We start from the raw sequence: 22,057 nt of genomic DNA, 5'->3' as shown, positions 1-22,057 counted from the left end.
AGAATGGGAAGGGGGTGGATCAGGCGCTGCGGCGCCTGCTAGGTGCTGCGGCGCTTGGCGGTGACTTCGATCTCGACCTTCATCTCGGGCTTGGCGAGGGCGGTGACGACCAGCAACGTCGCCGCCGGCCTGATGTCACCGAGAACCTCGCCGCAGACGGCGAAATGGGCATCGATGTAGCTTACGTCGGTGACGTAGTAGGTCGCACGGACGATATCGGCCATCTCGAATCCGCCCTCCTTCAGGGCGGCTTCGATGCTCTTGAAGCAGTTGCGTGACTGGCTCGTGACATCGGCCGGCATCGTCATCGTGGTGTAGTCATAGCCGGTCGTTCCAGCGACGAAGGCGAAGTCGCCGTCGATCACGGCGCGGCTGTAGCCGACGGTCTTCTCGAGCGGGGAGCCGGTGGAGATCAGACGACGGGACATGGTCATGGGCCTCGACGGATGGGATGTTTCGTGGGGTTAAAGGGCGTTTCCCTCGCCTGTGCAACCCCAAAGGAAGCCAGCGCAGGCGCGTTTGGGCGCTGCCGCTCAGCACGGCTGCGCCCTTTGCTATGAAGGCGATCTCTCAGGCCGCGTGAGCTTCGAGGGCGCGAACCGCCCTCCGTCTGGGCAGGGCCGTGCCGGTCGGGACGATCATCCCTTCGGCACCAGTCAGCGCGCCGTCGAGGAATTCGATCGCGAGCAGCCGGTCGCGCTCGAACGGGCCGGGCAGCGACAGCGCGCCGGTCTTCTCCGCCGAGAAGCCGAAACGGGCGTAATAAGGCGCGTCGCCGAGCAGGATCACGGCGGCATGCCCGCGTGCCCGGGCGGCAGCCAGCGCCTGATGCATCAGCGCGGCGCCAATCCCGAGCGCGCGGCAGGCAGGGTCGACCGCCAACGGTCCGAGGACCAGAGCGGGCCTGCCTCCAGCGCTGACGTGCCACAGCCGCACGGTTCCCACGAGCTTGCCCTCGCGCACGGCCGACAGGGCGAGCCCTGCGGCAGGTGCGCGCCCGTCGCGCAGGCGCTGGCAGGTGCGGCCGTGGCGATTCTCGCCAAAGCAGGCATCGAGCAGCGCTTCACGCGTCGCGACGTCGGCAGCACGCTCGCAGCGGATTGCGAACGGAGCGGCTTTCGAGGTGAGGGCGATCTGTGGCTTCCGAGGAGCGGTCATGGCGCGTCAGTCCCCGCTCGATTCCGCGCGCCAGGGGCACGCGGACTCAAGCGTCGTCAGAATGGCAATGTCAGGAAGGGAGCCGGCGGACCGGCTCCCGGGGTTCGTCAGGCCTCAGACGGAGAGGCGGATCAGATGTGGTACGTCTTCAGCGGCGGGATGCCGTTGAACGCCACCGACGAGTAGGTCGACGTATAGGCCCCGGTGCCTTCGATCAGCACCTTGTCGCCGATCTCGAGCGTGACGGGGAGCGGATACGGGCTCTTCTCGTACAGCACGTCGGCGCTGTCGCAGGTCGGACCTGCGAGCACGCACGGCGTCATGTCCGCACCGTCGTGACTGGTGCGGATGGCGTAGCGGATCGACTCGTCCATCGTCTCGGCGAGACCGCCGAACTTGCCGATGTCGAGATAGACCCAGCGGACCTCGTCCTCGTCGCTCTTCTTCGAGATGAGCACGACCTCGGATTCGATGATGCCGGCGTTGCCGACCATGCCGCGGCCCGGTTCGATGATGGTCTCCGGAATCTGGTTGCCGAAGTGCTTGCGGAGCGCGCGGAAGATCGAGCGGCCATAGGTGACCACCGGCGGCACGTCCTTCAGGTACTTGGTCGGAAAGCCGCCGCCCATGTTTACCATGGACAGGTTGATGCCGCGCTCGGCGCAGTCGCGGAACACCTGCGAGGCCATCGCCAGCGCACGGTCCCACGCCTTTACCTTGCGCTGCTGCGAGCCGACATGGAAGGAGATGCCGCACGGCTCCAGCCCCAGGCGCTTGGCGACGTCGAGCACATCGACGGCCATCTCCGGGTCGCAGCCAAACTTGCGCGACAGCGGCCACTCGGCGCCGGCGCAGTCATAGAGGATACGGCAAAACACCTTCGCGCCGGGGGCGGCACGGGCGACCTTCTCGACCTCGGCGGCGCAGTCGACCGCGAACAGCCGAATGCCGAGCGCGAAGGCGCGCGCGATGTCGCGCTCCTTCTTGATCGTGTTGCCGAAGGAGATGCGGTCGGGCGTCGCACCCGCGGCCAGCGCCATCTCGATCTCGGCGACGGTCGCGGTGTCGAAGCAGGAGCCCATGGAGGCGAGCAGGCTCAGCACTTCCGGCGCCGGGTTCGCCTTGACGGCATAGAACACGCGGCTGTCGGGCAGCGCCTTGGCAAAGGTCTGGTAATTGTCGCGCACGACCTCGAGGTCGACGACGAGGCAAGGCTCGGTGTCCCGGCCCTCGCTGCGGCGGTTGCGCAGGAATTCCTGAATACGTTCGGTCATAGCACTCTCCCAAACGGCCCAGCGACGGGGATCCGTTCAAAAAATGACGTCGGATAAGAGCGCTCTGGCCGGATTGCGCGATGGAGGCGCAACGAAGCCAAAGACTCAAACCAGACAGTGCTGCCGTGGATTGGTTGGGAATTTCCCGCCCGCACACCTGGCAATGAAGGACAAGCCTTTTCAGTAGCCCGCGCCGGCGTTGGACTGCCGGTAGAGACCAAAAAAGCCCGATCCGTCGTTGCTTTAAGTCGCGTCCCCCGTTGAGAGCGGGGTGCGCCGGTTCGCCTCCGGCTGCCAGTCACGGTTGCAAAGAGTGAAGTCACCTTCGACAAGGCATCTCTTGAGAGAGATGCTGGACGCTCCGGTTTGCTGTCGGTCGTTCGACTTCTTCAGTCTCGCGACTTCCGCACTTCCGAAGAGCCCCTCGGCTTCTTCACCCCTTGGCGGCTGTCCGGCCTCTTGTCCGGATACCTACCGACTGACACACGACCACAGGCACGTGCGAAATTGGGCAAGAGCGCACATAAGCGTTTTGACTCTGCTTCGCAAGAATTTTTTTAGGCTGAGAACAGAATTGCCTAACATCTGCTTGCGCAGTGTTGCGCGAGCGACGCGGAAGATGAACTGGCGTTAAGTTTTTCGCGGCGCGCGGAGTCTCTCGCGCGCGAGAAGCGTCAGCCGCGCTTCGTGAAGGGCTCGATGCGCTGCGCTGCGCGGACGAAGGCGGTCATCACGAGCACGCCGAGTGCGAACAGCACCGCCTGGAGGATGTGCGCGCCCTGGTCGCCGAGTCCGAACAGGATCGCGAGCGCCCAGCCGCCGGCAAAGGCAGCGCCGAACACCTCCGCGCCGATCAGGATGGCGGCGCTGATGACGGTGATGACGCTGGGCCAGACGATCTGGCGGGAAGAGGAGGCGGGCGCGTTCATGAGCTCAGGGTCCGTAGCTTCGAGGGCCGCAATCTCCCCGAAAAGGCGGCCGGGAGCAAGGGCAAACGGCCCAAAAAAGCCCCATCGCGTGCTATAGCTGACCGCAACAATCGAGCCAGGAAAATCGGACTTGTGATGTCAGAATCCCGCCAAATTACGGACACCGAGACCAACCCGCTGCTGGAGGCCTGGGTGACGCCGTTTGCGACCCCGCCCTTCGACGAGATCAAGCCGGAGCACTTCCTGCCGGCCTTTGAGCAGGCCTTTGCCGACCACGCCGCCGAGATCGCGGCGATCACCAGCGATCCGGCGGCGCCCGACTTCGCCAACACCGTCACGGCGCTGGAGCGCTCGGGCAAGCTGCTGAGCAAGGTCGCGGCGGTCTTCTACGACCTCGTCTCGGCGCATTCCAACCCGGCCATCCTGGAGATCGACAAGGAGGTCTCCTTGCGGATGGCGCGGCACTGGAATCCGATCGTAATGAACGCCGTGCTGTTTGGCCGCATCGCCCAGTTGCACGAGAACCGCGCCGATCTTGGGCTCACCCCGGAGCAGCTTCGCCTGCTGGAGCGCACCTACACCCGCTTCCACCGCTCCGGCGCCGGTCTCTCCGAGGAGGCCAAGACGCGGATGGCCGAGATCAACGAGAGGCTCGCCCAGCTCGGCACCGGCTTCAGCCACCATCTGCTCGGCGACGAGCAGGACTGGTTCATGGAGCTCGGGGAGGCCGATCGCGAGGGCCTTCCGGAGAGCTTTGTCGCCGGCGCCAAGGCTGCGGCAGAAGAGCGGGGCATGGAAGGCAAGGCCATCGTCACGCTGTCGCGTTCCTCGGTCGAGCAGTTCCTGAAGAGCTCTGCCCGGCGTGAGCTGCGCGAGAAGGTCTACAATGCGTTCACCGCGCGTGGCGACAACGGCAACGCCAATGACAACAATGGGACCATTGTCGAGATCCTGAAGCTGCGCGAGGAAAGCGCCAAGCTCCTGGGCTACCCGACTTTCGCCGCCTACCGGCTCGAAGATTCCATGGCCAAGACGCCGGAAGCGGTGCGGGGCCTGTTGGAGCGGGTCTGGAAGCCGGCAAGGGCACGCGCGCTCGCCGACCGCGACGAGATGCAGGCGCTGATCGCGGAAGAGGGCGGCAACTTCAATCTTGCGCCCTGGGACTGGCGCTTCTACGCCGAGAAGCTGCGCCTTCAGCGCGCCAATTTCGACGACGCGGCGATCAAGCCCTACCTTTCGCTCGACAACATGATCGCCGCCGCCTTCGATTGCGCCACGCGCCTGTTCGGCGTCACCTTCGAGGAACGCAAGGACGTTCCGGTCTGGCACCCCGACGTCAGGGTCTGGGAGATGAAGGGCAGGGACGGCAAGCACAAGGCGCTGTTCTATGGCGACTACTTCGCCCGGCCCTCGAAGCGCTCCGGCGCTTGGATGACCTCGCTGCGCGACCAGCAGAAGCTCGACGGCGACGTCGCGCCGCTCGTTCTCAACATCTGCAATTTCGCCAAGGGCGCCGGCGGCGAGCCTTCGCTGCTGTCGCCCGACGATGCCCGCACCCTGTTCCACGAATTCGGCCACGGCCTGCACGGCATGCTCTCCAACGTGACCTACCCATCGCTGTCGGGCACCTCCGTGTTCACCGACTTCGTCGAGCTTCCGTCCCAGCTCTACGAGCACTGGCAGGAGCGGCCCGAGGTGCTGCAAAAGTTCGCCCGCCATTACCAGACCGGCGAGCCGCTGCCGGACGAGCTGCTGCAACGGTTCCTCGCCGCGCGAAAGTTCAACCAGGGCTTTGCCACGGTCGAGTTCGTCTCCTCGGCGCTGATCGACCTCGAGTTCCACACCCAGCCGGCCGCCGCCGCGCAGGATGTCCGCGCCTTCGAGAGACGCGAGCTGGAGAAGATCGGCATGCCCGAGGAGATCGCGCTGCGGCATCGTCCCACGCAGTTCGGCCACATCTTCACCGGCGACCACTATGCCGCGGGCTATTACAGCTACATGTGGTCGGAGGTGATGGACGCCGATGCCTTCGGCGCTTTCGAGGAGGCCGGGGACATCTTCGATCCCGTGGTCGCCAGGCGTTTGCACGACGACATCTACGCCTCGGGCGGATCGGTCGATCCGGAGGCCGCCTATGAGGCCTTCCGCGGCCGCCCGCCGGAGCCGGATGCGCTGCTGCGCCGCCGCGGCCTGCTCGAAACCCCCAAGGCGGCCTGATGGGCATGCGTGTCCTTCTCGGTCTGCTGCTTGCCGCCGGCCTGTCACTCGCGGCGGGTGCGGCGCGAGCGCATCCGCATGTCTGGATCACCGCGACCAGCGAGCTGCTCTATGCCGCCGACGGGACCATTACCGGCGTCCGCCACGCCTGGACCTTCGATGACATGTTCTCGTCCTATGCGGTGCAGGGACTCGAGAGCAAGACCAAGGGGGCCTATACCCGCGAGGAGCTCGGGCCGCTGGCGCAAACCAATGTCGAATCGCTCAAGGAGTACGCCTACTTCACCTTTGCGCGAGCCGACGGCAAGAAGGAGCGTTTCCAGGAGCCGGTCGACTACTTCCTCGACTACAAGGACACGGTGCTGACCCTGCACTTCACGCTGCCGCTGAAGAATCCGGTCAAGCCCAAGCAGCTGGTGCTCGAAGTGTTCGACCGCTCCTTCTTCATCGACTTCCAGATGGCCAAGGACAATCCGGTCAAGCTGGTCGGCGCGCCCGCGGGCTGCCAGATGAAGCTCGAGCGGCCGAACGACGGCACCGCGAGCGCGCAGAAGCTGAACGAGCAGACTTTCCTGAACGGCGAGAATTCGAACTTCGGCATGATGTTCGCCAACAAGATCACGGTGGATTGCCCTTGAAGCTGCAACTCTCTCCGCTTGCCCGCGGGCTGCTCGCCTGCGCCGCTGTCCTGCTGGTCGTGACCGCGGCCGATGCCGCGCTTCACGATCTGCTCGCGCAAAATCCGTTCGGCGCGCCGCGCACCCAGCAGGCGGCCGCCCCCGAGGCGGGTGGCCTGATCGGCTGGCTCCTGGCAAAACAATCGGAATTCTATCGCCAGATGTCGGCGACCATCCGCGCCGCGAAGTCCGACGGCTCGGCGGTGTGGACGCTGCTGCTCATCTCGTTTGCCTATGGCATCTTTCACGCTGCCGGTCCCGGCCACGGCAAGGCGGTGATCGCCTCCTATCTGGTTGCCAACCGCGAGACGGCGCGGCGCGGCATTGCGCTGTCCTTCGCCTCCGCCCTGATGCAGTCGCTGGTGGCGATCCTCATCGTCGGCATTTCGGCCTGGATCCTGAATGCGACCGCAAAGACCATGTGCAAGGCGGAAGGGGTGATCGAGATCGCGAGCTATGCGCTGATCGCGCTGTTCGGCCTGCGCCTGGTCTGGGTCAAGGGCGGCGCCTTCATCCGCGCGCTTCAGGCCGCCCAGCCGGTGCCGGCGATTGCGGGCGTGCCGCACCATCATGATCACGATCACCATCATCCCCGTGATGCCCATGCTCATCACGACCACGACCACGGGCATGATCACCACCATGGCCACAGTCACGCTCACCATGACCACGGGCATGGTCACGTCCATGACGAGCATTGCGGCCATTCGCACGGTCCGACTCCCAGCGAACTCGCTGGCCCCGGAGGCTGGCGGCGCGGGTTCGCTGCGATCCTGACCGTCGGCATCCGCCCCTGCTCGGGGGCAATTCTGGTGCTGGTGTTTGCGCTGGCGCAGGGCCTGTTCTGGACCGGCGTCGCCGCAACGTTCCTGATGGGTCTCGGCACCGCGATCACGGTCGCGGCCATCGCAGTCATCGCCGTCTCCGCCAAGGACATCGCGCAGCGTCTCAGCGCGGGGCGCGACGGCGGCGGTGCGCTGTTCATGCGCGGCGTCGAATTCGGTGCCGCCGGCCTTGTCCTGCTGTTCGGCGTCGGCCTGTTGTTCGGCTACATTGCGGCTGAACGGACGACGTGCTTCTGAGGGAAGCTCTCGTGCCGTGGACGCAGCGCAGCGTCCCTTCGACGGGCGCTGCACCGCGTTCGGCAGACGAGAGCCGTCGGCTTTGCGAACTCCCTCAGGTCCTTTATTCAAACGGACAGATCAACAGCGTCTCGGTCGGGGGATTGAATGCCGCGCGAAGATTTCTGGTTCTTTCATCCGTTGCGGGTGCGCTATTCCGAGATCGATGGTCAGGGCGTCGTTTTCAACGCCCATTACCTGACCTATTTCGACACTGGCATCACGGAGTACTTCCGCGCGCTTGGCTTTGACCAATATGCGGACGCGCAGGCGATCGGCATCGATTTCCACGTCGTCAAGTCCGTCATCGAATACAGGGCGCCGGTCCGCTTCGACTGGGAGCTCGACGTCGGCGTACGCGTGGCACGGATTGGCAATTCGAGCCTCGTCTTCGAGCTCGCCATTTTCCTGAAGGACGGCACTGACGCGCTGGTGACCGGCGAGATCGTCTGGGTCTACACCAACCAGGAGACCCATCGTCCGGTCACGATCCCGGCATCGATGCGGGCGCTGATCGCGACGCGGGAACGTCATCTGGCGGCGTGATGCCGCCTCACACCGGCAGAAATTGCTTCAAGGCCGGCATGAAGAAGATCCCGAGATTGATCGCAAAGCCGATGCTCCAGAGGATTGAGCGCAGCGTCGGACGGTTGCCGAGATAGGTCAGTACATAGGCGATCCGCACGATCAGGAAGAGCGCCGCGAGCTCGTCGATCAGCCGCTGCGGCGAGTCCCTGTATTCGGCGAGCAGCACCGCGAAGGCGAAGAACGGAAACGTCTCGATGCCGTTCTGGTGCGCGCCGAGAGCGCGTTGCGAGAGGGCGTCCTCATAGAAGGCGGGGTCGCGCGGCCGGGAATTGTCGAAGTGGCGAAGCCTGATCCATTTGATCGACGCGATCGTTAAGAGGTAAAGCAGCAACGCTCCGAGGACGCACCATTCCGCGAGTGTCATCTTTCCTCCCCCGCTTGGGTGCGACCCTAGCGAACCCGGCCTCATCTTGACAAGTTCGGACCAAAGCGCGACCCACAGAACCATGACCAGCGTCGTCCCCATCGAGACCGCGAAACCGGTCGCCCAATCCGCAATGCCGCGCGTCGGCGTGCTCCTGATCAATCTCGGCACGCCCGATACGGCCGACGCCCCGGGGGTGCGTGTCTATCTGAAGGAGTTCCTCAGCGACGCCCGCGTCATCGAGGACCAGGGCCTGATCTGGAAGCTGGTGCTGAATGGCATCATCCTGCGCAGCCGTCCCCGCACCAAGGCGCTCGATTACCAGAAGATCTGGAACACAGAGAAAGACGAGTCGCCGCTGAAGACGATCACGCGGTCGCAAGCCGAAAAGCTCGCGGCCGCGCTGTCGGATCGCAGCCACGTCGTGGTGGACTGGGCGATGCGCTACGGCAATCCCTCGATCAAGGCGGGTATCGACGGGCTGATCGCGAAAGGCTGCGAGCGAATCCTCGCCGTGCCGCTCTATCCGCAATACTCCGCCTCGACCTCGGCGACCGTCTGCGACGAAGTGTTCCGCGTGCTGGGCCGCTTGCGCAACCAGCCGACGCTGCGGGTGACGCCGCCCTATTACGAGGACGCGGCCTATATCGAGGCGCTCGCGACCTCGATCGAGACTCATCTGGCGAGCCTGCCGTTCAAGCCGGAGCTGATCGTCGCCTCCTTCCACGGCATGCCGAAATCCTATGTCGACAAGGGCGACCCCTACCAGAGCCACTGCGTCGCAACCACCGAGGCGCTGCGCCGCCGCCTTGGCATGGACGAGACCAAGCTGCTGCTGACGTTTCAGTCCCGTTTCGGCAATGAAGAGTGGCTCCAGCCCTACACAGACAAGACGATGGAGCGGCTTGCGAAAGAGGGTGTGCGCCGCATCGCGGTGGTGACGCCGGGCTTTTCCGCCGATTGTCTGGAGACACTGGAGGAGATCGCGCAGGAGAATGCCGAGATCTTCGTGCACAATGGCGGCGACCAGTTTTCCGCGATCCCCTGCCTCAACGACAGCGTCCCAGGCATGGACGTGATCCGTACCCTGGTGCTGCGCGAGCTTCAGGGCTGGATCTGACGGGTGCCTCCACGCTCCGCCGCGAACTTCGGGCGCGTCCGGGACGTTCGCGCGCCGCACTCGCGGCAGCATACCGACGTGAACTGCGGCCGCTGAACCGCTAGGGTTGCGAACCCGACCAATGACGGCGCGGGAAAAGGATTTTCCTGCCTTGGAGGAAATATGAGCGGTTTCGACATTTTCGCGATTGTTCTGGTGTTGCTCGTCATCGTCACGCTGGTGGCCGGCGTGAAGACGGTGCCGCAGGGTTATGACTGGACCATCGAACGGTTCGGCAAATACACCCAGACGCTCAGCCCCGGCCTCAATCTGATCGTGCCCTATTTCGACCGCGTCGGGCGCAAGATCAATATGATGGAGCAGGTGATCGACATTCCCGAGCAGGAGGTCATCACCAAGGACAACGCCACCGTGACGGTGGACGGCGTCGCTTTCTACCAGGTGTTCGATGCCGCAAAGGCGAGCTACGAGGTCGCCAATCTCAACCAGGGGATCACGGTCCTCACCATGACCAACATCCGCTCGGTGATGGGCTCGATGGATCTCGACCAGGTGCTGTCGCATCGCGACGAGATCAACGAGCGCCTGCTCCGCGTCGTCGACGCCGCGGTCTCGCCCTGGGGCATCAAGGTCAACCGCATAGAGATCAAGGACATCGTGCCGCCTGCCGATCTGGTCGAGGCCATGGGCCGGCAAATGAAGGCCGAGCGCGTCAAGCGCGCCGACATCCTCGCCGCCGAAGGCCAGCGCCAGTCCGAGATCCTGCGCGCCGAGGGCGCCAAGCAGGGCCAGATCCTCCAGGCGGAAGGCCGCAAGGAAGCGGCGTTCCGCGACGCCGAGGCGCGCGAGCGTTCGGCGGAAGCCGAGGCGAAGGCCACCCAGATGGTGAGCGAAGCGATTTCCAAGGGCGACGTCGCCGCATTGAACTATTTCATCGCCGACAAGTATATCAAGGCGTTCGGGCAGCTGGCGGACTCGCCGAACCAGAAGGTCATCATGCTTCCGGTCGAAGCGATGAGCATGCTGGGCTCGCTCGCCGGCATCGGAGAGATCGCCAAGGCCACATTCGGCGAAGGCGCGGCCTCTGCAGCGGCTGCGCGCCGCCCTGGCTCATTGCCGCCGACCGGCAGCACGCCGCCGGCGGTGCCGCCACGGCAGGGATAGTGAGAGAGGTCGTATCATGACCGACATGTTCGTATCGCTCGGCACCTGGAACTGGCTGATCTTCGGCTTCGTCCTGATGGCGCTGGAGGTGCTGGCGCCGGGCATCTTCCTGTTCTGGCTCGGGCTGGCTGCGCTGCTGGTCGGGCTGATATCGTTCACGGTCGTCATATCCTGGCAGATCCAGCTCGTCATGTTCGCGATCTTCGCCGCTGCCGCCGTGCCGGTGTGGCGCCGCCTTGCCCGGCCGAAGCCGGATGCGAGCGGCAGCCCCTTCCTCAACAAGCGCAGCGAGGCGCTGCTGGGGCGCGAGTTCACGCTCGAGAAGCCGATCATCGGCGGCTCAGGCACCGTGCGCATCGGCGACACGGTGTGGCGGGTTGCAGGCCCGGATACGCCCGCGGGAACGCGGGTGAAGGTGGTGCAGGTCGACGGCGCGAACCTGACGGTCGCCGCGGCGTAATCGCTCTCACCCTCCCGCTCCGGGGGAGGGTAAGAGAAGCGCTACCTCTTCCACCTCTCCGCAAACCGGTGCAGCGGCATGAACGTTTCGCACAATTCCCGCCCCAAGGCCGTCAGCCCATAGCCTCCGCCGTCACCCAGCTCCACGAAGCCCGCCTCGCGCAGTTCGGTCAGTCGCGCCTGCAGCACCGTCGGCGAGGCCTCGTCGCAGGCGCTGCGCAACGCGCGCGAGGTGAGGGGCTGTTCGCGCAACTCCCATAATATGCGCAGGCTCCAGCGCCGGCCGAGCAGGTCGAGCAACGCCATGATCGGTCGACCGGCGCGCGAGCCGCGCACGTTGCGTGTCTTCGGGCCAGCCTGTTTCTCCATCGTCGCCTCTTGCGTCGTGCTACAAATAATGTAGCGTATTGCTACTGTAAATGTAGCACAGGAGCCGGCCTATGTCCGAAGCCGCACCGCGCATCGCCCCGCTCACGCCACCTTATCCCCCGGAGATCAAGGCCCAGTTCGACCGCATCATGCGCGGTGCGCCGCCGCTGGTGCTGTTCCGGGTGATGGCGGGCCATAGCCGCGCCTGGGACAAGTTTCGTGCCGGCGGCCTGCTCGATCCCGGCCCGCTCTCGCTGCGCCAGCGCGAGATCGTCATCGACCGCACCTGTGCGCTGAACAAATGCGAGTATGAATGGGGCGTGCATGTCGCTGTCTTCGCCGGGCCTGCGCGGCTCAGCGAGGAAGAGATCCGCGCCACCGTGCAGGGCGATGCCACTTCAACCTGCTGGTCACCCGCCGAACAGGCGCTGATCGCGGCGGTAGACGCGCTGCATCACCGCGCGACGCTCGACGACGCCGAGTTTGCCACGCTCTCCGCACATTACGACGAGGCGCAGATCCTCGAGATCATGCTGCTCTGCGGATTCTACCGCACGGTGTCGTATCTGGCGAACGGGCTGCGCTTGCCGCTGGAGGAGAAGGCGGCGCGGTTTCCGGCCTAGCCCTCGCTGTCATTCCGGGGCACGCGAAGCGTGAACCCGGAATCTCGAGATTCCGGGTTCGATGCTTCGCATCGCCCCGGAATGACTGTGCTTGAAGCTACGCCACGCCCGCGCGCAGCAGATCGTGCAGATGCACGATGCCGACCACCTTGCCCGCCTCCGTCACCAGCAGCGTCGTGATCTTGCGGGTGTTCAGCACCTCGATCATTTCGGTCGCGAGCATCGAGGGCGGCACGGACTTGGGCTGCTTCGTCATGATCTCATCGACTGTCACCGTCAGCAGGTCGGGCCGCATGTGGCGGCGCAGATCGCCATCGGTGATGATGCCGACGGCCTCGCCCGCTTCGTTGACGATGCAGACGCAGCCGAGCCCCTTGGCCGACATCTCGACCACCGCCTCCGACATCTTGGTGCCTTCGGGCTTGAGCGGAATCTCCGCGCCTGTGCGCATGTAGTCGCGGACGAATTTCAGCATCGCGCCCAGCTTGCCGCCGGGGTGGAAATGCGCGAACTCCAGCGCAGTGAAGCCGCGCCCCTCCAGCAGCGCGATCGCGATTGCGTCACCGATCGCGGCCTGCATCAAGGTCGAGGTGGTCGGCGCCAGATTGTGCGGGCAGGCCTCGCGCGCCTTCGGCAGCTCGATGACGAGGTCGGCGGCCTGGCCGAGCGAGGAGGCCGCGTTCGACGTCACCGCGATCATGGGGATGGCGAACCGCGCCGAATAGTTCACGAGGTTCTTCATCTCCGGCTGCTCGCCGGACCAGGACAGCGCCATGATGACGTCGTCGGGCGTGATCATGCCGAGATCGCCATGGCCGGCTTCAGCGGCGTGCACGAAGAAGGCGGGCGTGCCGGTCGAGGCGAGCGTCGCGGCGATCTTGCGCCCCATGTGGCCGGATTTGCCGAGGCCGGTGACGATGACGCGGCCCTTGGCGTGCCGGATCAGTTCGACCGCCCTCGCGAAGGTTTCGCCCAGCGGGCCGCGCAGGGCGGCTGCGAGCGCATTGATGCCGCCGCTCTCCGTCTCCAGCGTGCGGAGCGCGGATTCGACGCTATCGGGAGTGGGGCCGGATGCTGCGGTCATCAGCGGTTTCGAACTCGGCATGTTCTGGTCCAGGGAGGAGAGGCGTTCGCCCGTTGGCGCCTGCTTAGCACGCCCCGACCGGTGAGGCGACGCGCGCCCCAACCCCCTCAACCGGTCATTAACCATAATTGTTTTAACTCCATTAACGATGGTTCCCGCCAGCCGGTCGGAGTCCGTCATGAAGTGTTTGATTTCGTTGGAGTTATTCAATCGTGGGGTCGTCTCCAGGCAGGGGCCGGAGCAAGCGCAGGCGTTTCCTGCGCGCCGCTTTGCCGTGCCTGGCGCTGACGACCCTCGGAAGCGGCCCCGTGGCCGCCCAGAGCCTCACGCCCGACCTGTTCAATCCCAACCGCGGCGGTTTTGCTTCGCCCGACATGCTGCCGACGCGCCGCACGGCGGGCGTGCCGCAGGCGCCGTCGGATTCATTGCCGGCGTTGCCCGATCCCAATGCCGATCCGCGCAAGGCCCGCGAGAAGCCGGCGACCTCGCGCATCGGTCAGGTCCCGACCTACGGCCTGCCCGCCGCCACCGGAGCGAGCAGCTCAGGCTACGATTCGCTCAACCGCAAGCGGCAGCAGCCAAAGCTCTATCCCGGCCAGCCGAAGCCGAAGCGTCCTGCCGGTCCCGGCTCACCGGTGCCGTCCGCAACACCGCCGGTCACGACGCTCGGCCTGCCGCGGATTGCGCCGCCGCCATCCGCGTCCGCGAACAAGGCGCCAGTGCCGGCGGCGATGGCGGGCATCGTGCCCGGCCAGCCGCTGCGTCGCCGCCTGAGGGCCGATGAGGATCCTTTCGGAGCCGTCGGCGATTATGCCGGCAGCTTCCTGATCAAAGGTGGGCTCGAGCTCTCCGCCGGCTACGACACCAATCCGACCCGCCTCAACAGGCCTGTCGGTTCGCCGGCCTATGTGATCGCGCCCGATCTCCTCGTGGTGTCCGATTGGGAGCGCCATGCGCTGGTCGCCGATCTGCGCGGCTCGTTTTCGGGCTACACCAACAACATGCCGGCGACGATCGACGGTTTCGCTTCGCCGTCCCCGGTCGAAGCCAACCGCCCCAATTTCATCGGCCACGTCGATGGTCGGCTCGACGTCACCCGCGATTTCAAGCTCCTCTCGCAGATGCGCCTGCGGCTCGCCACCGACAATCCCGGCAGCCCGAACGTGCAGGCCGGCCTGCAGAGATATCCGGTCTATGCCACCTATGGCACGACGATCGGATTCGACCAGACCTTCAATCGCTTCCAGGTCGCCGCCGGCGCCACCATCGATCGCACTCAGTATACCGATTCAAAACTCACGGATGGTTCGACGTTTCCCAACACCGACCGCGACTTCAACCAGTATGGCGGCATCGGCCGCTTCTCCTATGATCTCAAGCCGGGCCTGAAACCCTTCGTCGAGATCCAGGGCGACACCCGCGTTCACGACCAGGCCGCCGACCGCAACGGCTATTTCCGCGATTCCAACGGTGGCTACGCCAAGGTCGGCTCCTCCTTCGAATTCTCGCGCATCCTCATCGGCGAGATCTCGGTCGGCTATTCCGCGCGCAATTATACCGATCCGCGCCTCAGCCAGCTCGCGGGCTTCCTCACCACGGGCTCCCTGATCTGGAATGCGAGCGGCCTCACCACGGTGAAATTCTTCACCGACACGCAGATCGCGGAGACCACGATCCCCGGCTCCTCCGGCGTCCTGGTGCGCACCTACGCCGCCGAAGTCGACCACGACTTCCGCCGCTGGCTCACGGCGGTCGGCAAGTTCACCTACGGCACCTACGATTACCAGGGCCAGAATCGCAACGACAAGACCTACTCGTTCGAGAGCAACCTGATCTACAAGCTCAATCGCAACATCTGGATCAAGGGCACCCTGCGCCACGACATCCTGGATTCGAACCAGCCGGGCTCGAGCTCGCAGGGAACGGTGATGATGGTCGGGGTGAGGCTGCAGAATTGAGAGCGCTTGCTTTCGCGTCTCATGAGACGAAGCCGAAGGCGCGGCTCTCTCCGATTGTCATTCAGGGGCGCGCTACTTGGCGCGAACCCGGAATCCATCGGGCGTCGGTGTATGTTGATAAATGGATTCCGGGCTCGCGCTTCGCGCGCCCCGGAATGACTGGCTCAATTACCGCGGCAGGTCCGTCTTCCCCATCAGGAACGTGTCGATCGAGCGCGCGCACAGCCGGCCCTCGCGGATCGCCCACACCACCAGCGACTGGCCGCGGCGCATGTCGCCGGCGGTGAACACGTTCGGGCGCGAGGTCTGGTAGTCGAGCGTGTTGGCCTTGACGTTGCCGCGGGGGTCGAGCTCGACCGCGAGCTGCTTGAGCAGACCTTCGTGCACGGGATGGACGAAGCCCATTGCGAGCAGGACGAGGTCGGCGTCGAGCTCGAATTCGGTGCCGGCCATCGGCTTGAACTTGTCGTCGACGCGCACACAGTGCAGCTTCTTGACCTTGCCGTTCTCGCCCGAGAAATTCTGCGTCAGCACGGCGTATTCACGGATCGCGCCTTCGGCCTGGCTCGACGAGGTCCGCATTTTCAGCGGCCAGTTCGGCCAGGTCAGGCCCTTGTTCTCGCGCTCGGGCGGGGCGGGCATGATCTCGAGCTGGGTCACCGAAAGCGCGCCCTGGCGCAGCGAGGTGCCGATGCAGTCCGAACCGGTGTCGCCGCCGCCGATGACGACGACATGCTTGCCGCCGGCCAGGATCTCCCGGACGCCGCCGAGCGGCTCCTCGGAGACGCGGCGGTTCTGCTGCGGCAGGAAGTCCATGGCGTAGTGGATGCCTGATAGCTCGCGGCCGGGGATCGGCAGGTCGCGCGGGGCTTCGGCGCCGCCGGTCAGCGCCACCGCGTCGTACTCGTTCAGCATCTCGCGCGGATCGACATTGCCGTCTGCGCCGACATGGCTGTTGTAGTGGAAGGTGACGCCTTCGGCTTCCATCTGCGCCACACGGCGGTCGATGACGCCCTTCTCCATCTTGAAGTCAGGGATGCCGTAGCGCAGCAGGCCGCCAGCCTTTGCGTACTTCTCGTAGACGTGGACGTCGTGACCGGCGCGCGCGAGCTGCTGCGCGCAGGCCATGCCGGCCGGGCCCGAGCCGATCACGGCGACCTTCTTGCCGGTCTTCACGGTCGCCACTTCCGGCTTCAGCCAGCCATTGTCCCAGGCGCGGTCGACGATCGCGCATTCGATGGTCTTGATGGTGACGGGGTTGTCGTCGATGTTGAGCGTGCAGGAAGCCTCGCACGGCGCGGGGCAGATCCGGCCGGTGAACTCCGGGAAATTGTTGGTCGAGTGCAGGTTGCGCGAGGCCTCTTCCCAATTGCCCTGATAGACGAGGTCGTTCCAGTCCGGGATCTGGTTGTTGACCGGGCAGCCGGGCGTGCCGGGCGTCACCGAGCCGGTGCCGTGGCAATAGGGAATGCCGCAGTTCATGCAGCGCGCGGCCTGGTCGCGCACCTCCTTGTCGGACAGGGGTACGACGAATTCCTTGTAATGCTTCACGCGTTCGGCGACCGGAGCGTACTTGCGGTCGTGCCGTTCGATTTCCAGAAATCCCGTGATCTTGCCCATTAAACCCGAAGTCCCTGCCGCTTAAATTCGTCTCGTTGTTTTCTCACCGTCATTGCGAGGAGCGAAGCGACGAAGCAATCCAGTCTTTTTCCGCGGAGAGATTCTGGATTGCTTCGCTTCGCTCGCAATGACGAGGTGTAATGCCTTACGCCCCGATCGCGATTTTCGGCTCGGCGTCCGCGTTGGCGGCCATCTCGCGCAGCGCGCGCCGGTACTCGACCGGCATCACCTTGCGGAACTTGGGCAGCCATTCCTTCCAATTGGCAAGGATGTCGGCGGCACGCTTGGAGCCGGTCGCCTTGGCATGGCGCGAGATCAGCACGTGCAGGCGCTCGACGTCGGAGGCGAGTAGATTCTTGAACACGTCGACCCGGCCGTGTGCCTCGAGGTCACCGGAATGGTGGTAGGCGTCGGCATTGATCAGCTCTTCCGACAGCACCGGTTCGAGCTCGACCATCGCCATGTTGCACAGCCGGTCGAAATCGCCGGTCTCGTCCAGCACATAGGCGATGCCGCCGGACATGCCGGCCGCGAAGTTGCGCCCGGTCTTGCCGAGCACGACCACGATGCCGCCGGTCATGTATTCGCAGCAATGGTCGCCCGCGCCTTCGACCACCGCGACGGCGCCCGAATTACGCACGGCAAAACGCTCGCCGGCGATGCCGCGGAAGTAGCACTCGCCCTCGATCGCGCCGTACATCACGGTGTTGCCGACGATGATGCTCTCTTCCGGCACGATCGCGGAGTTCCTCGGCGGCTTGACGATGATCCTGCCGCCCGAGAGGCCCTTGCCGACATAGTCGTTGCCTTCGCCCTCGAGTTCGAAGGTGACGCCGTGGGCGAGCCACGCGCCGAAGGCCTGTCCGGCGGTGCCCTTGAGGCTGACATGGATGGTGTCGTGCGGCAGGCCGGCATGGCCGTAGATCTTGGCGACCGCGCCCGACAGCATCGCACCCGCCGAACGGTTGGTGCTGTTGATCGTAGCCTCGATCTTCACCGGCGCGCCCCGGTCGAGCGCGGGCTGCGCCCGCTCGATCAGCGTGCGGTCGAGCACCGCTTCGAGATGGTGGTTCTGGCGCTCGGAGTGATAGATCTTCTGGCCCTTCTCTTCCTTCTGCCTGACGAACAGCTTGGAGAAGTCGAGGCCCTTGGCCTTCCAGTGCGCAACGAGCCTGGTCTGGTCGAGCAGCTGCACCTGGCCGACCATCTCGTTGAAGGTGCGGAAGCCGAGCGAGGCCATGATCTCGCGGACTTCCTCCGCGACGAAGAAGAAGTAGTTGATCACGTGTTCGGGCTGGCCGGTGAAGCGCTTGCGCAGGACGGGGTCCTGGGTGGCGACGCCGACCGGGCAGGTGTTGAGGTGGCACTTGCGCATCATGATGCAGCCGGCCGCGATCAAGGGCGCCGTGGCGAAGCCGAATTCATCGGCGCCAAGCAGCGCGCCGATGACGACGTCGCGTCCGGTGCGGAAGCCGCCGTCGACCTGGACCACGATGCGGCTGCGCAGCCGCTCGCGCACCAAGGTCTGGTGGGTTTCGGCGAGGCCGATCTCCCAGGGCGAGCCGGCATGCTTGATCGAGGTCAGCGGCGAAGCGCCGGTGCCGCCTTCGAAGCCCGCGATGGTGACATGGTCGGCGCGCGCCTTGGCGACGCCCGCGGCCACGGTGCCGACGCCGATCTCGGAGACGAGCTTGACCGAGACATCGCCCGTCGGGTTGACGTTCTTGAGGTCGTAGATCAGCTGCGCCAGGTCCTCGATCGAGTAGATGTCGTGGTGCGGCGGCGGCGAGATCAGGCCGACGCCCGGCGTCGAGTGCCGGACCCTTGCGATGGTCGCGTCAACCTTGTGGCCGGGCAGCTGGCCGCCTTCGCCGGGCTTGGCGCCCTGCGCCATCTTGATCTGCATCATGTCGGAGTTTACGAGATACTCCGTGGTGACGCCGAAGCGGCCGGAGGCGACCTGCTTGATCGCCGAGCGCATGGAATCGCCGTTCGGCATCGGCTTGAAGCGGTCGGCTTCCTCGCCGCCTTCGCCGGTGTTCGACTTGCCGCCGATCCGGTTCATGGCGATCGCGAGCGTGGTGTGCGCCTCGCGCGAGATCGAGCCGAAGCTCATCGCACCTGTCGCGAAACGCTTGACGATGTCCTTGGCCGGCTCGACCTGGTCGAGCGGCACCGGCTTGCGCTTCTCTTCCTCCGCGTTCTTGATCCGGAACAGGCCGCGCAGCGTCAGCAGCCGCTCGGACTGCTCGTTGAGGATTTTTGCGAAGGCGCGGTAGCGCTCCTGCGAATTGCCGCGCGCGGCGTGCTGGAGCAGCGACACCGATTCGGCGGTCCAGGCATGATCCTCGCCACGGCTGCGATAGGCATACTCGCCGCCGACATCGAGGGCGCTCTTGTAGACGAGTGCCTCGCCGAACGCGTCGGCATGGCGGCGCACGGCCTCTTCCGCGATCTCGGCCAGACCGACGCCCTCGACGCGGGTGTGTGTGCCCGCGAAGAACTTCGCGACGAAGTCCGCCTTGAGGCCGACCGCGTCGAAGATCTGCGCGCCGCAATAGGACTGGTAGGTCGAGATGCCCATCTTGGACATCACCTTGAGCAGGCCCTTGCCGATCGACTTGATGTAGCGCTTGACGATCTCGTAGTCGTCGAGCGAGCCGGGCAGGCGGTCCTTCATCGCGATGATGGTTTCGAACGCGAGGTAGGGATTGATCGCTTCGGCGCCGTAGCCGGCGAGGCAGGCGAAGTGGTGCACCTCGCGCGGCTCGCCGGATTCGACGACGAGGCCGACCGATGTGCGCAGGCCGGTGCGGATCAAATGGTGATGCACCGCGGCGCAGGCCAGCAGCGAGGGGATCGGCACGCGGTCGGTACCGACCATGCGGTCGGACAGGATGATGATGTTGACACCCTCGCGCACCGCGCTTTCCGCGCGCGCGCAGAGCTCGTCCAGCACCTGGTCCATGCCCGCGGCGCCGAGCCCGGCGTGGAAGGTGGTGTCGAGCGTGCGCGACTTGAAGTGCGATTCCGCCACCTCGGAGATCGAGCGGATCTTTTCCAGATCCGCGTCGGTCAGGATCGGCTGGCGCACTTCGAGGCGCTTGGTCGTGGCCATGCCCTGCAGGTCGAACAGGTTCGGCCGCGGCCCGATGATGGAGACGAGGCTCATCACCAGCTCTTCGCGGATCGGGTCGATCGGCGGGTTGGTGACCTGCGCGAAGTTCTGCTTGAAGTAGGTGAACAGCGGCTTGGCCCTGTCCGACAGCGCCGAGATCGGCGTGTCGTTGCCCATCGAGCCCGCGGCTTCCTCGCCGGTGGCCGCCATCGGCGTCATCAGGATGGTGATGTCTTCCTGGCTGTAGCCGAACGCCTGCTGGCGATCGAGCAACGACAGGTTCGAGCGCACGCCGGTGGTCGCAACCTTCGGTAGCTCCTCCAGCACGATCTGGGTCCGCTCCAGCCACTCCTTGTAGGGATGGCTCCTGGCGAGTTCGGCCTTGATCTCGTCGTCCGGGATCAGGCGGCCCTGCTCGAGATCGACCAGCAGCATCTTGCCGGGCTGCAAGCGCCACTTGGTGATGATCTGGTCCTCGGGGATCGTCAGCACGCCCATTTCGGACGCCATCACGATGCGGTCGTCCTTGGTCACGAGGTAGCGCGCCGGCCGCAGGCCGTTGCGGTCGAGCGTGGCGCCGATCTGGCGGCCGTCGGTGAAGGCGATCGCGGCGGGGCCGTCCCACGGCTCCATCAGCGCGGCGTGATATTCGTAGAAGGCGCGGCGCTTCTCATCCATCAAGGGATTGCCCGCCCAGGCCTCCGGAATCATCATCATCACGGCATGCGGCAGCGAGTAGCCGCCCTGCACCAGGAATTCGAGCGCGTTGTCGAAGCAGGCGGTGTCCGACTGGCCTTCATAGGAGATGGGCCAGAGCCGGTTGATGTCCTTGCCGTAGAGCTCGGAGCTGACCGAGGCCTGCCGCGCCGCCATCCAGTTGACGTTGCCGCGCAGCGTGTTGATCTCGCCGTTATGTGCGATCATGCGGTAGGGATGCGCCAGCGACCAGGCCGGGAAGGTGTTGGTCGAGAAGCGCTGGTGAACGAGCGCCAGAGCGCTCTCGAAATCCTTCTCGTGCAGATCGGGATAGTACTTGCCGAGCTGATCGGCGAGGAACATGCCCTTGTAGATCACGGTGCGGCAGGACATCGAGCAGGGGTAATAGCCGGCAAGGCCACGGTCGCGGCGCTGGTAGATCGCCTGAGAGATCGACTTGCGCAGGATGTAGAGCCGGCGCTCGAACTCGTCCTCGGTCTTGGCGGTGCCGTTGCGGCCGATGAACACCTGCATGCAGGCGGGCTCGGTCGGCTTCACGGTGACGCCGAGCGAGGAATTGTCGGTCGGCACGTCGCGCCAGCCGAGCAGGGTCAGGCCCTCCTCCTTGATCTGGTCGGCGATGATGCTCTTGATGACGTTGCGCCAGGCGGTGTCGCGCGGCATGAACAGCGCGCCAATGGCATATTCGCCCGGGTTGGGCAGCGCAAAGCCGAGCTCCTTCGCCTTGCGGCTGAAGAAGGCGTGCGGGATCTGCACCAGGATCCCGGCGCCGTCACCGGCGCGCGGATCGGCACCGACGGCGCCGCGATGCTCGAGATTGCAGAGGATGCTCAGCGCGTCCGAGACGATCTCGTGCGACTTCTTGCCCTTGATGTTGGCGATGAAGCCGACGCCGCAGCTGTCCTTCTCCAGGCTCGGATCGTACAGACCCTCGGCTTTGGGGCGCGAATTGTGCTCCTGAATCGGATCGGTCGTTTTCGAGGCGACCGTCGCCGACAGTTCTTCTGCCACGATGTTTGCGCGCTCGAATTGCGACCCGTTCATTGTTCCGTCCTCTCCATGCGGCAAGCTGCCTCACCGCCATCTTCGGCGCACCTTGGGCGTTCCGCGGCACCCGCCTCTGGGTCACCGCTCGTCCGTTAGCGAGCCGCATTTTCTTAAATTCAGGCCTAGGCGTTCTTCGTCCCCGAGAACGGCTTTGCCTGGTACCTTGCCGGCGCTCGAGAGCACCGGTTCTCGTTGCAATCCCTGTGCCGGAACCGCAAGCAAAATTGAGACAGCTTTCCTGTCCTAACCATCACCTTGCCAAATTTTTGTCTAGCACACAAGCGTGCGGAAGTCCCGATTCCCGATATGTCAATCAATCGCTTTCCGAAAGTTGCGCGGCCCCGGTTTTGAAGCAAACGCGCCCCGATCCGGCCCCGCGCGCGCCGAAATCCCCAATGAAGCTTCGGATCAACCCCTTGGGAAGGCGCGCCACGCCGCGAGCAGCGAAAG

18 protein-coding genes are annotated in these 22,057 nt (G+C 65.2%); 9 read left to right on the top strand and 9 right to left on the bottom strand.

The genetic code is table 11. The annotated features are described in order from the left end of the window. Positions 1–38: 38 nt before the first annotated feature. The 4 genes from ACYCVF_RS22220 to ACYCVF_RS22205 form a co-directional block, all read right to left on the bottom strand. The gene (locus ACYCVF_RS22220) at positions 39–428 is read right to left on the bottom strand and encodes a RidA family protein (protein ID WP_459600867.1); all 390 of its coding nucleotides are present in this window, start codon (positions 426–428) and stop codon (positions 39–41) included. A gap of 142 nt (positions 429–570) precedes the next feature. After that, positions 571–1,158: a GNAT family N-acetyltransferase gene (locus ACYCVF_RS22215; protein ID WP_459600277.1), complete on the bottom strand. Its 588-nt coding sequence runs from the start codon at positions 1,156–1,158 to the stop codon at positions 571–573. A gap of 131 nt (positions 1,159–1,289) precedes the next feature. Further along, positions 1,290–2,432, bottom strand: coding sequence for a type III PLP-dependent enzyme (locus tag ACYCVF_RS22210; protein WP_459600275.1), 1,143 nt, complete (start codon positions 2,430–2,432; stop codon positions 1,290–1,292). A 674-nt stretch (positions 2,433–3,106) separates the two neighbouring features. Further along, positions 3,107–3,361 carry a hypothetical protein gene (locus ACYCVF_RS22205; protein WP_166818617.1) on the bottom strand — a complete coding sequence of 85 codons (255 nt, stop codon included), beginning with the start codon at positions 3,359–3,361 and terminating at the stop codon, positions 3,107–3,109. 135 nt (positions 3,362–3,496) lie between these two features. Between ACYCVF_RS22205 and ACYCVF_RS22200 the strand changes: the two genes are divergently transcribed. The 4 genes from ACYCVF_RS22200 to ACYCVF_RS22185 all read left to right on the top strand — a co-directional run bounded on the left by ACYCVF_RS22200 (position 3,497) and on the right by ACYCVF_RS22185 (position 7,922). Next, a complete protein-coding gene (locus tag ACYCVF_RS22200; RefSeq protein ID WP_459600273.1) occupies positions 3,497–5,578 on the top strand; it encodes a M3 family metallopeptidase in 2,082 nt (693 codons plus the stop codon). Next, positions 5,578–6,216 carry a DUF1007 family protein gene (locus tag ACYCVF_RS22195; protein WP_459600271.1) on the top strand — a complete coding sequence of 213 codons (639 nt, stop codon included), beginning with the start codon at positions 5,578–5,580 and terminating at the stop codon, positions 6,214–6,216. Before ACYCVF_RS22200 ends, ACYCVF_RS22195 begins: the two co-directional genes overlap by 1 nt. Continuing rightward, positions 6,213–7,337, top strand: coding sequence for a nickel/cobalt transporter (locus ACYCVF_RS22190; RefSeq protein ID WP_459600269.1), 1,125 nt, complete (start codon positions 6,213–6,215; stop codon positions 7,335–7,337). Before ACYCVF_RS22195 ends, ACYCVF_RS22190 begins: the two co-directional genes overlap by 4 nt. Before the next feature lie 147 nt (positions 7,338–7,484). Further along, on the top strand, positions 7,485–7,922 hold the full coding sequence (locus ACYCVF_RS22185; RefSeq protein ID WP_459600267.1) for an acyl-CoA thioesterase: 438 nt from the start codon (positions 7,485–7,487) through the stop codon (positions 7,920–7,922). 7 nt (positions 7,923–7,929) lie between these two features. Here the strand turns inward: ACYCVF_RS22185 and ACYCVF_RS22180 are convergent, their stop codons facing one another. Continuing rightward, the gene (locus ACYCVF_RS22180; RefSeq protein WP_459600265.1) at positions 7,930–8,328 is read right to left on the bottom strand and encodes an MAPEG family protein; all 399 of its coding nucleotides are present in this window, start codon (positions 8,326–8,328) and stop codon (positions 7,930–7,932) included. Positions 8,329–8,410: 82 nt separating this feature from the next. Between ACYCVF_RS22180 and hemH the strand changes: the two genes are divergently transcribed. The 3 genes from hemH to ACYCVF_RS22165 all read left to right on the top strand — a co-directional run bounded on the left by hemH (position 8,411) and on the right by ACYCVF_RS22165 (position 11,072). Then, positions 8,411–9,448 (top strand): ferrochelatase, encoded by a 1,038-nt coding sequence (hemH, locus tag ACYCVF_RS22175; protein ID WP_459600264.1) that lies wholly within the window; start codon positions 8,411–8,413, stop codon positions 9,446–9,448. A 162-nt stretch (positions 9,449–9,610) separates the two neighbouring features. Further along, positions 9,611–10,612 (top strand): SPFH domain-containing protein, encoded by a 1,002-nt coding sequence (locus tag ACYCVF_RS22170; RefSeq protein ID WP_459600262.1) that lies wholly within the window; start codon positions 9,611–9,613, stop codon positions 10,610–10,612. Positions 10,613–10,628: 16 nt separating this feature from the next. Beyond that, positions 10,629–11,072 carry an NfeD family protein gene (locus ACYCVF_RS22165; RefSeq protein WP_459600260.1) on the top strand — a complete coding sequence of 148 codons (444 nt, stop codon included), beginning with the start codon at positions 10,629–10,631 and terminating at the stop codon, positions 11,070–11,072. 41 nt (positions 11,073–11,113) lie between these two features. On the opposite strand, the gene ACYCVF_RS22160 is transcribed toward ACYCVF_RS22165, so the two are convergent. Further along, positions 11,114–11,440, bottom strand: coding sequence for a winged helix-turn-helix transcriptional regulator (locus ACYCVF_RS22160; RefSeq protein WP_459600258.1), 327 nt, complete (start codon positions 11,438–11,440; stop codon positions 11,114–11,116). A 71-nt stretch (positions 11,441–11,511) separates the two neighbouring features. On the opposite strand from ACYCVF_RS22160, the gene ACYCVF_RS22155 reads away from it, so the two are divergent. After that, complete coding sequence (locus ACYCVF_RS22155; protein WP_459600256.1) at positions 11,512–12,063, top strand: carboxymuconolactone decarboxylase family protein; 552 nt, start codon at positions 11,512–11,514, stop codon at positions 12,061–12,063. A 97-nt stretch (positions 12,064–12,160) separates the two neighbouring features. Here ACYCVF_RS22155 and ACYCVF_RS22150 read toward each other — a convergent pair whose 3' ends face one another. Then, the gene (locus ACYCVF_RS22150) at positions 12,161–13,168 is read right to left on the bottom strand and encodes a KpsF/GutQ family sugar-phosphate isomerase (RefSeq protein ID WP_459600254.1); all 1,008 of its coding nucleotides are present in this window, start codon (positions 13,166–13,168) and stop codon (positions 12,161–12,163) included. Positions 13,169–13,359: 191 nt separating this feature from the next. On the opposite strand from ACYCVF_RS22150, the gene ACYCVF_RS22145 reads away from it, so the two are divergent. Further along, a complete protein-coding gene (locus tag ACYCVF_RS22145) occupies positions 13,360–15,105 on the top strand; it encodes an outer membrane beta-barrel protein (protein ID WP_459600252.1) in 1,746 nt (581 codons plus the stop codon). Positions 15,106–15,273: 168 nt separating this feature from the next. On the opposite strand, the gene ACYCVF_RS22140 is transcribed toward ACYCVF_RS22145, so the two are convergent. Beyond that, on the bottom strand, positions 15,274–16,725 hold the full coding sequence (locus tag ACYCVF_RS22140) for a glutamate synthase subunit beta (protein ID WP_459600250.1): 1,452 nt from the start codon (positions 16,723–16,725) through the stop codon (positions 15,274–15,276). 145 nt (positions 16,726–16,870) lie between these two features. Then, positions 16,871–21,604, bottom strand: coding sequence for a glutamate synthase large subunit (gene gltB, locus ACYCVF_RS22135; protein ID WP_459600248.1), 4,734 nt, complete (start codon positions 21,602–21,604; stop codon positions 16,871–16,873). Between the last annotated feature and the right edge of the window lie 453 nt (positions 21,605–22,057).

The organism is Bradyrhizobium cedriense, from assembly GCF_054602315.1.
The sequence above is the reverse complement of the archived record's forward strand: the minus strand, read 5'-3'. Positions and strand labels throughout refer to the sequence as shown.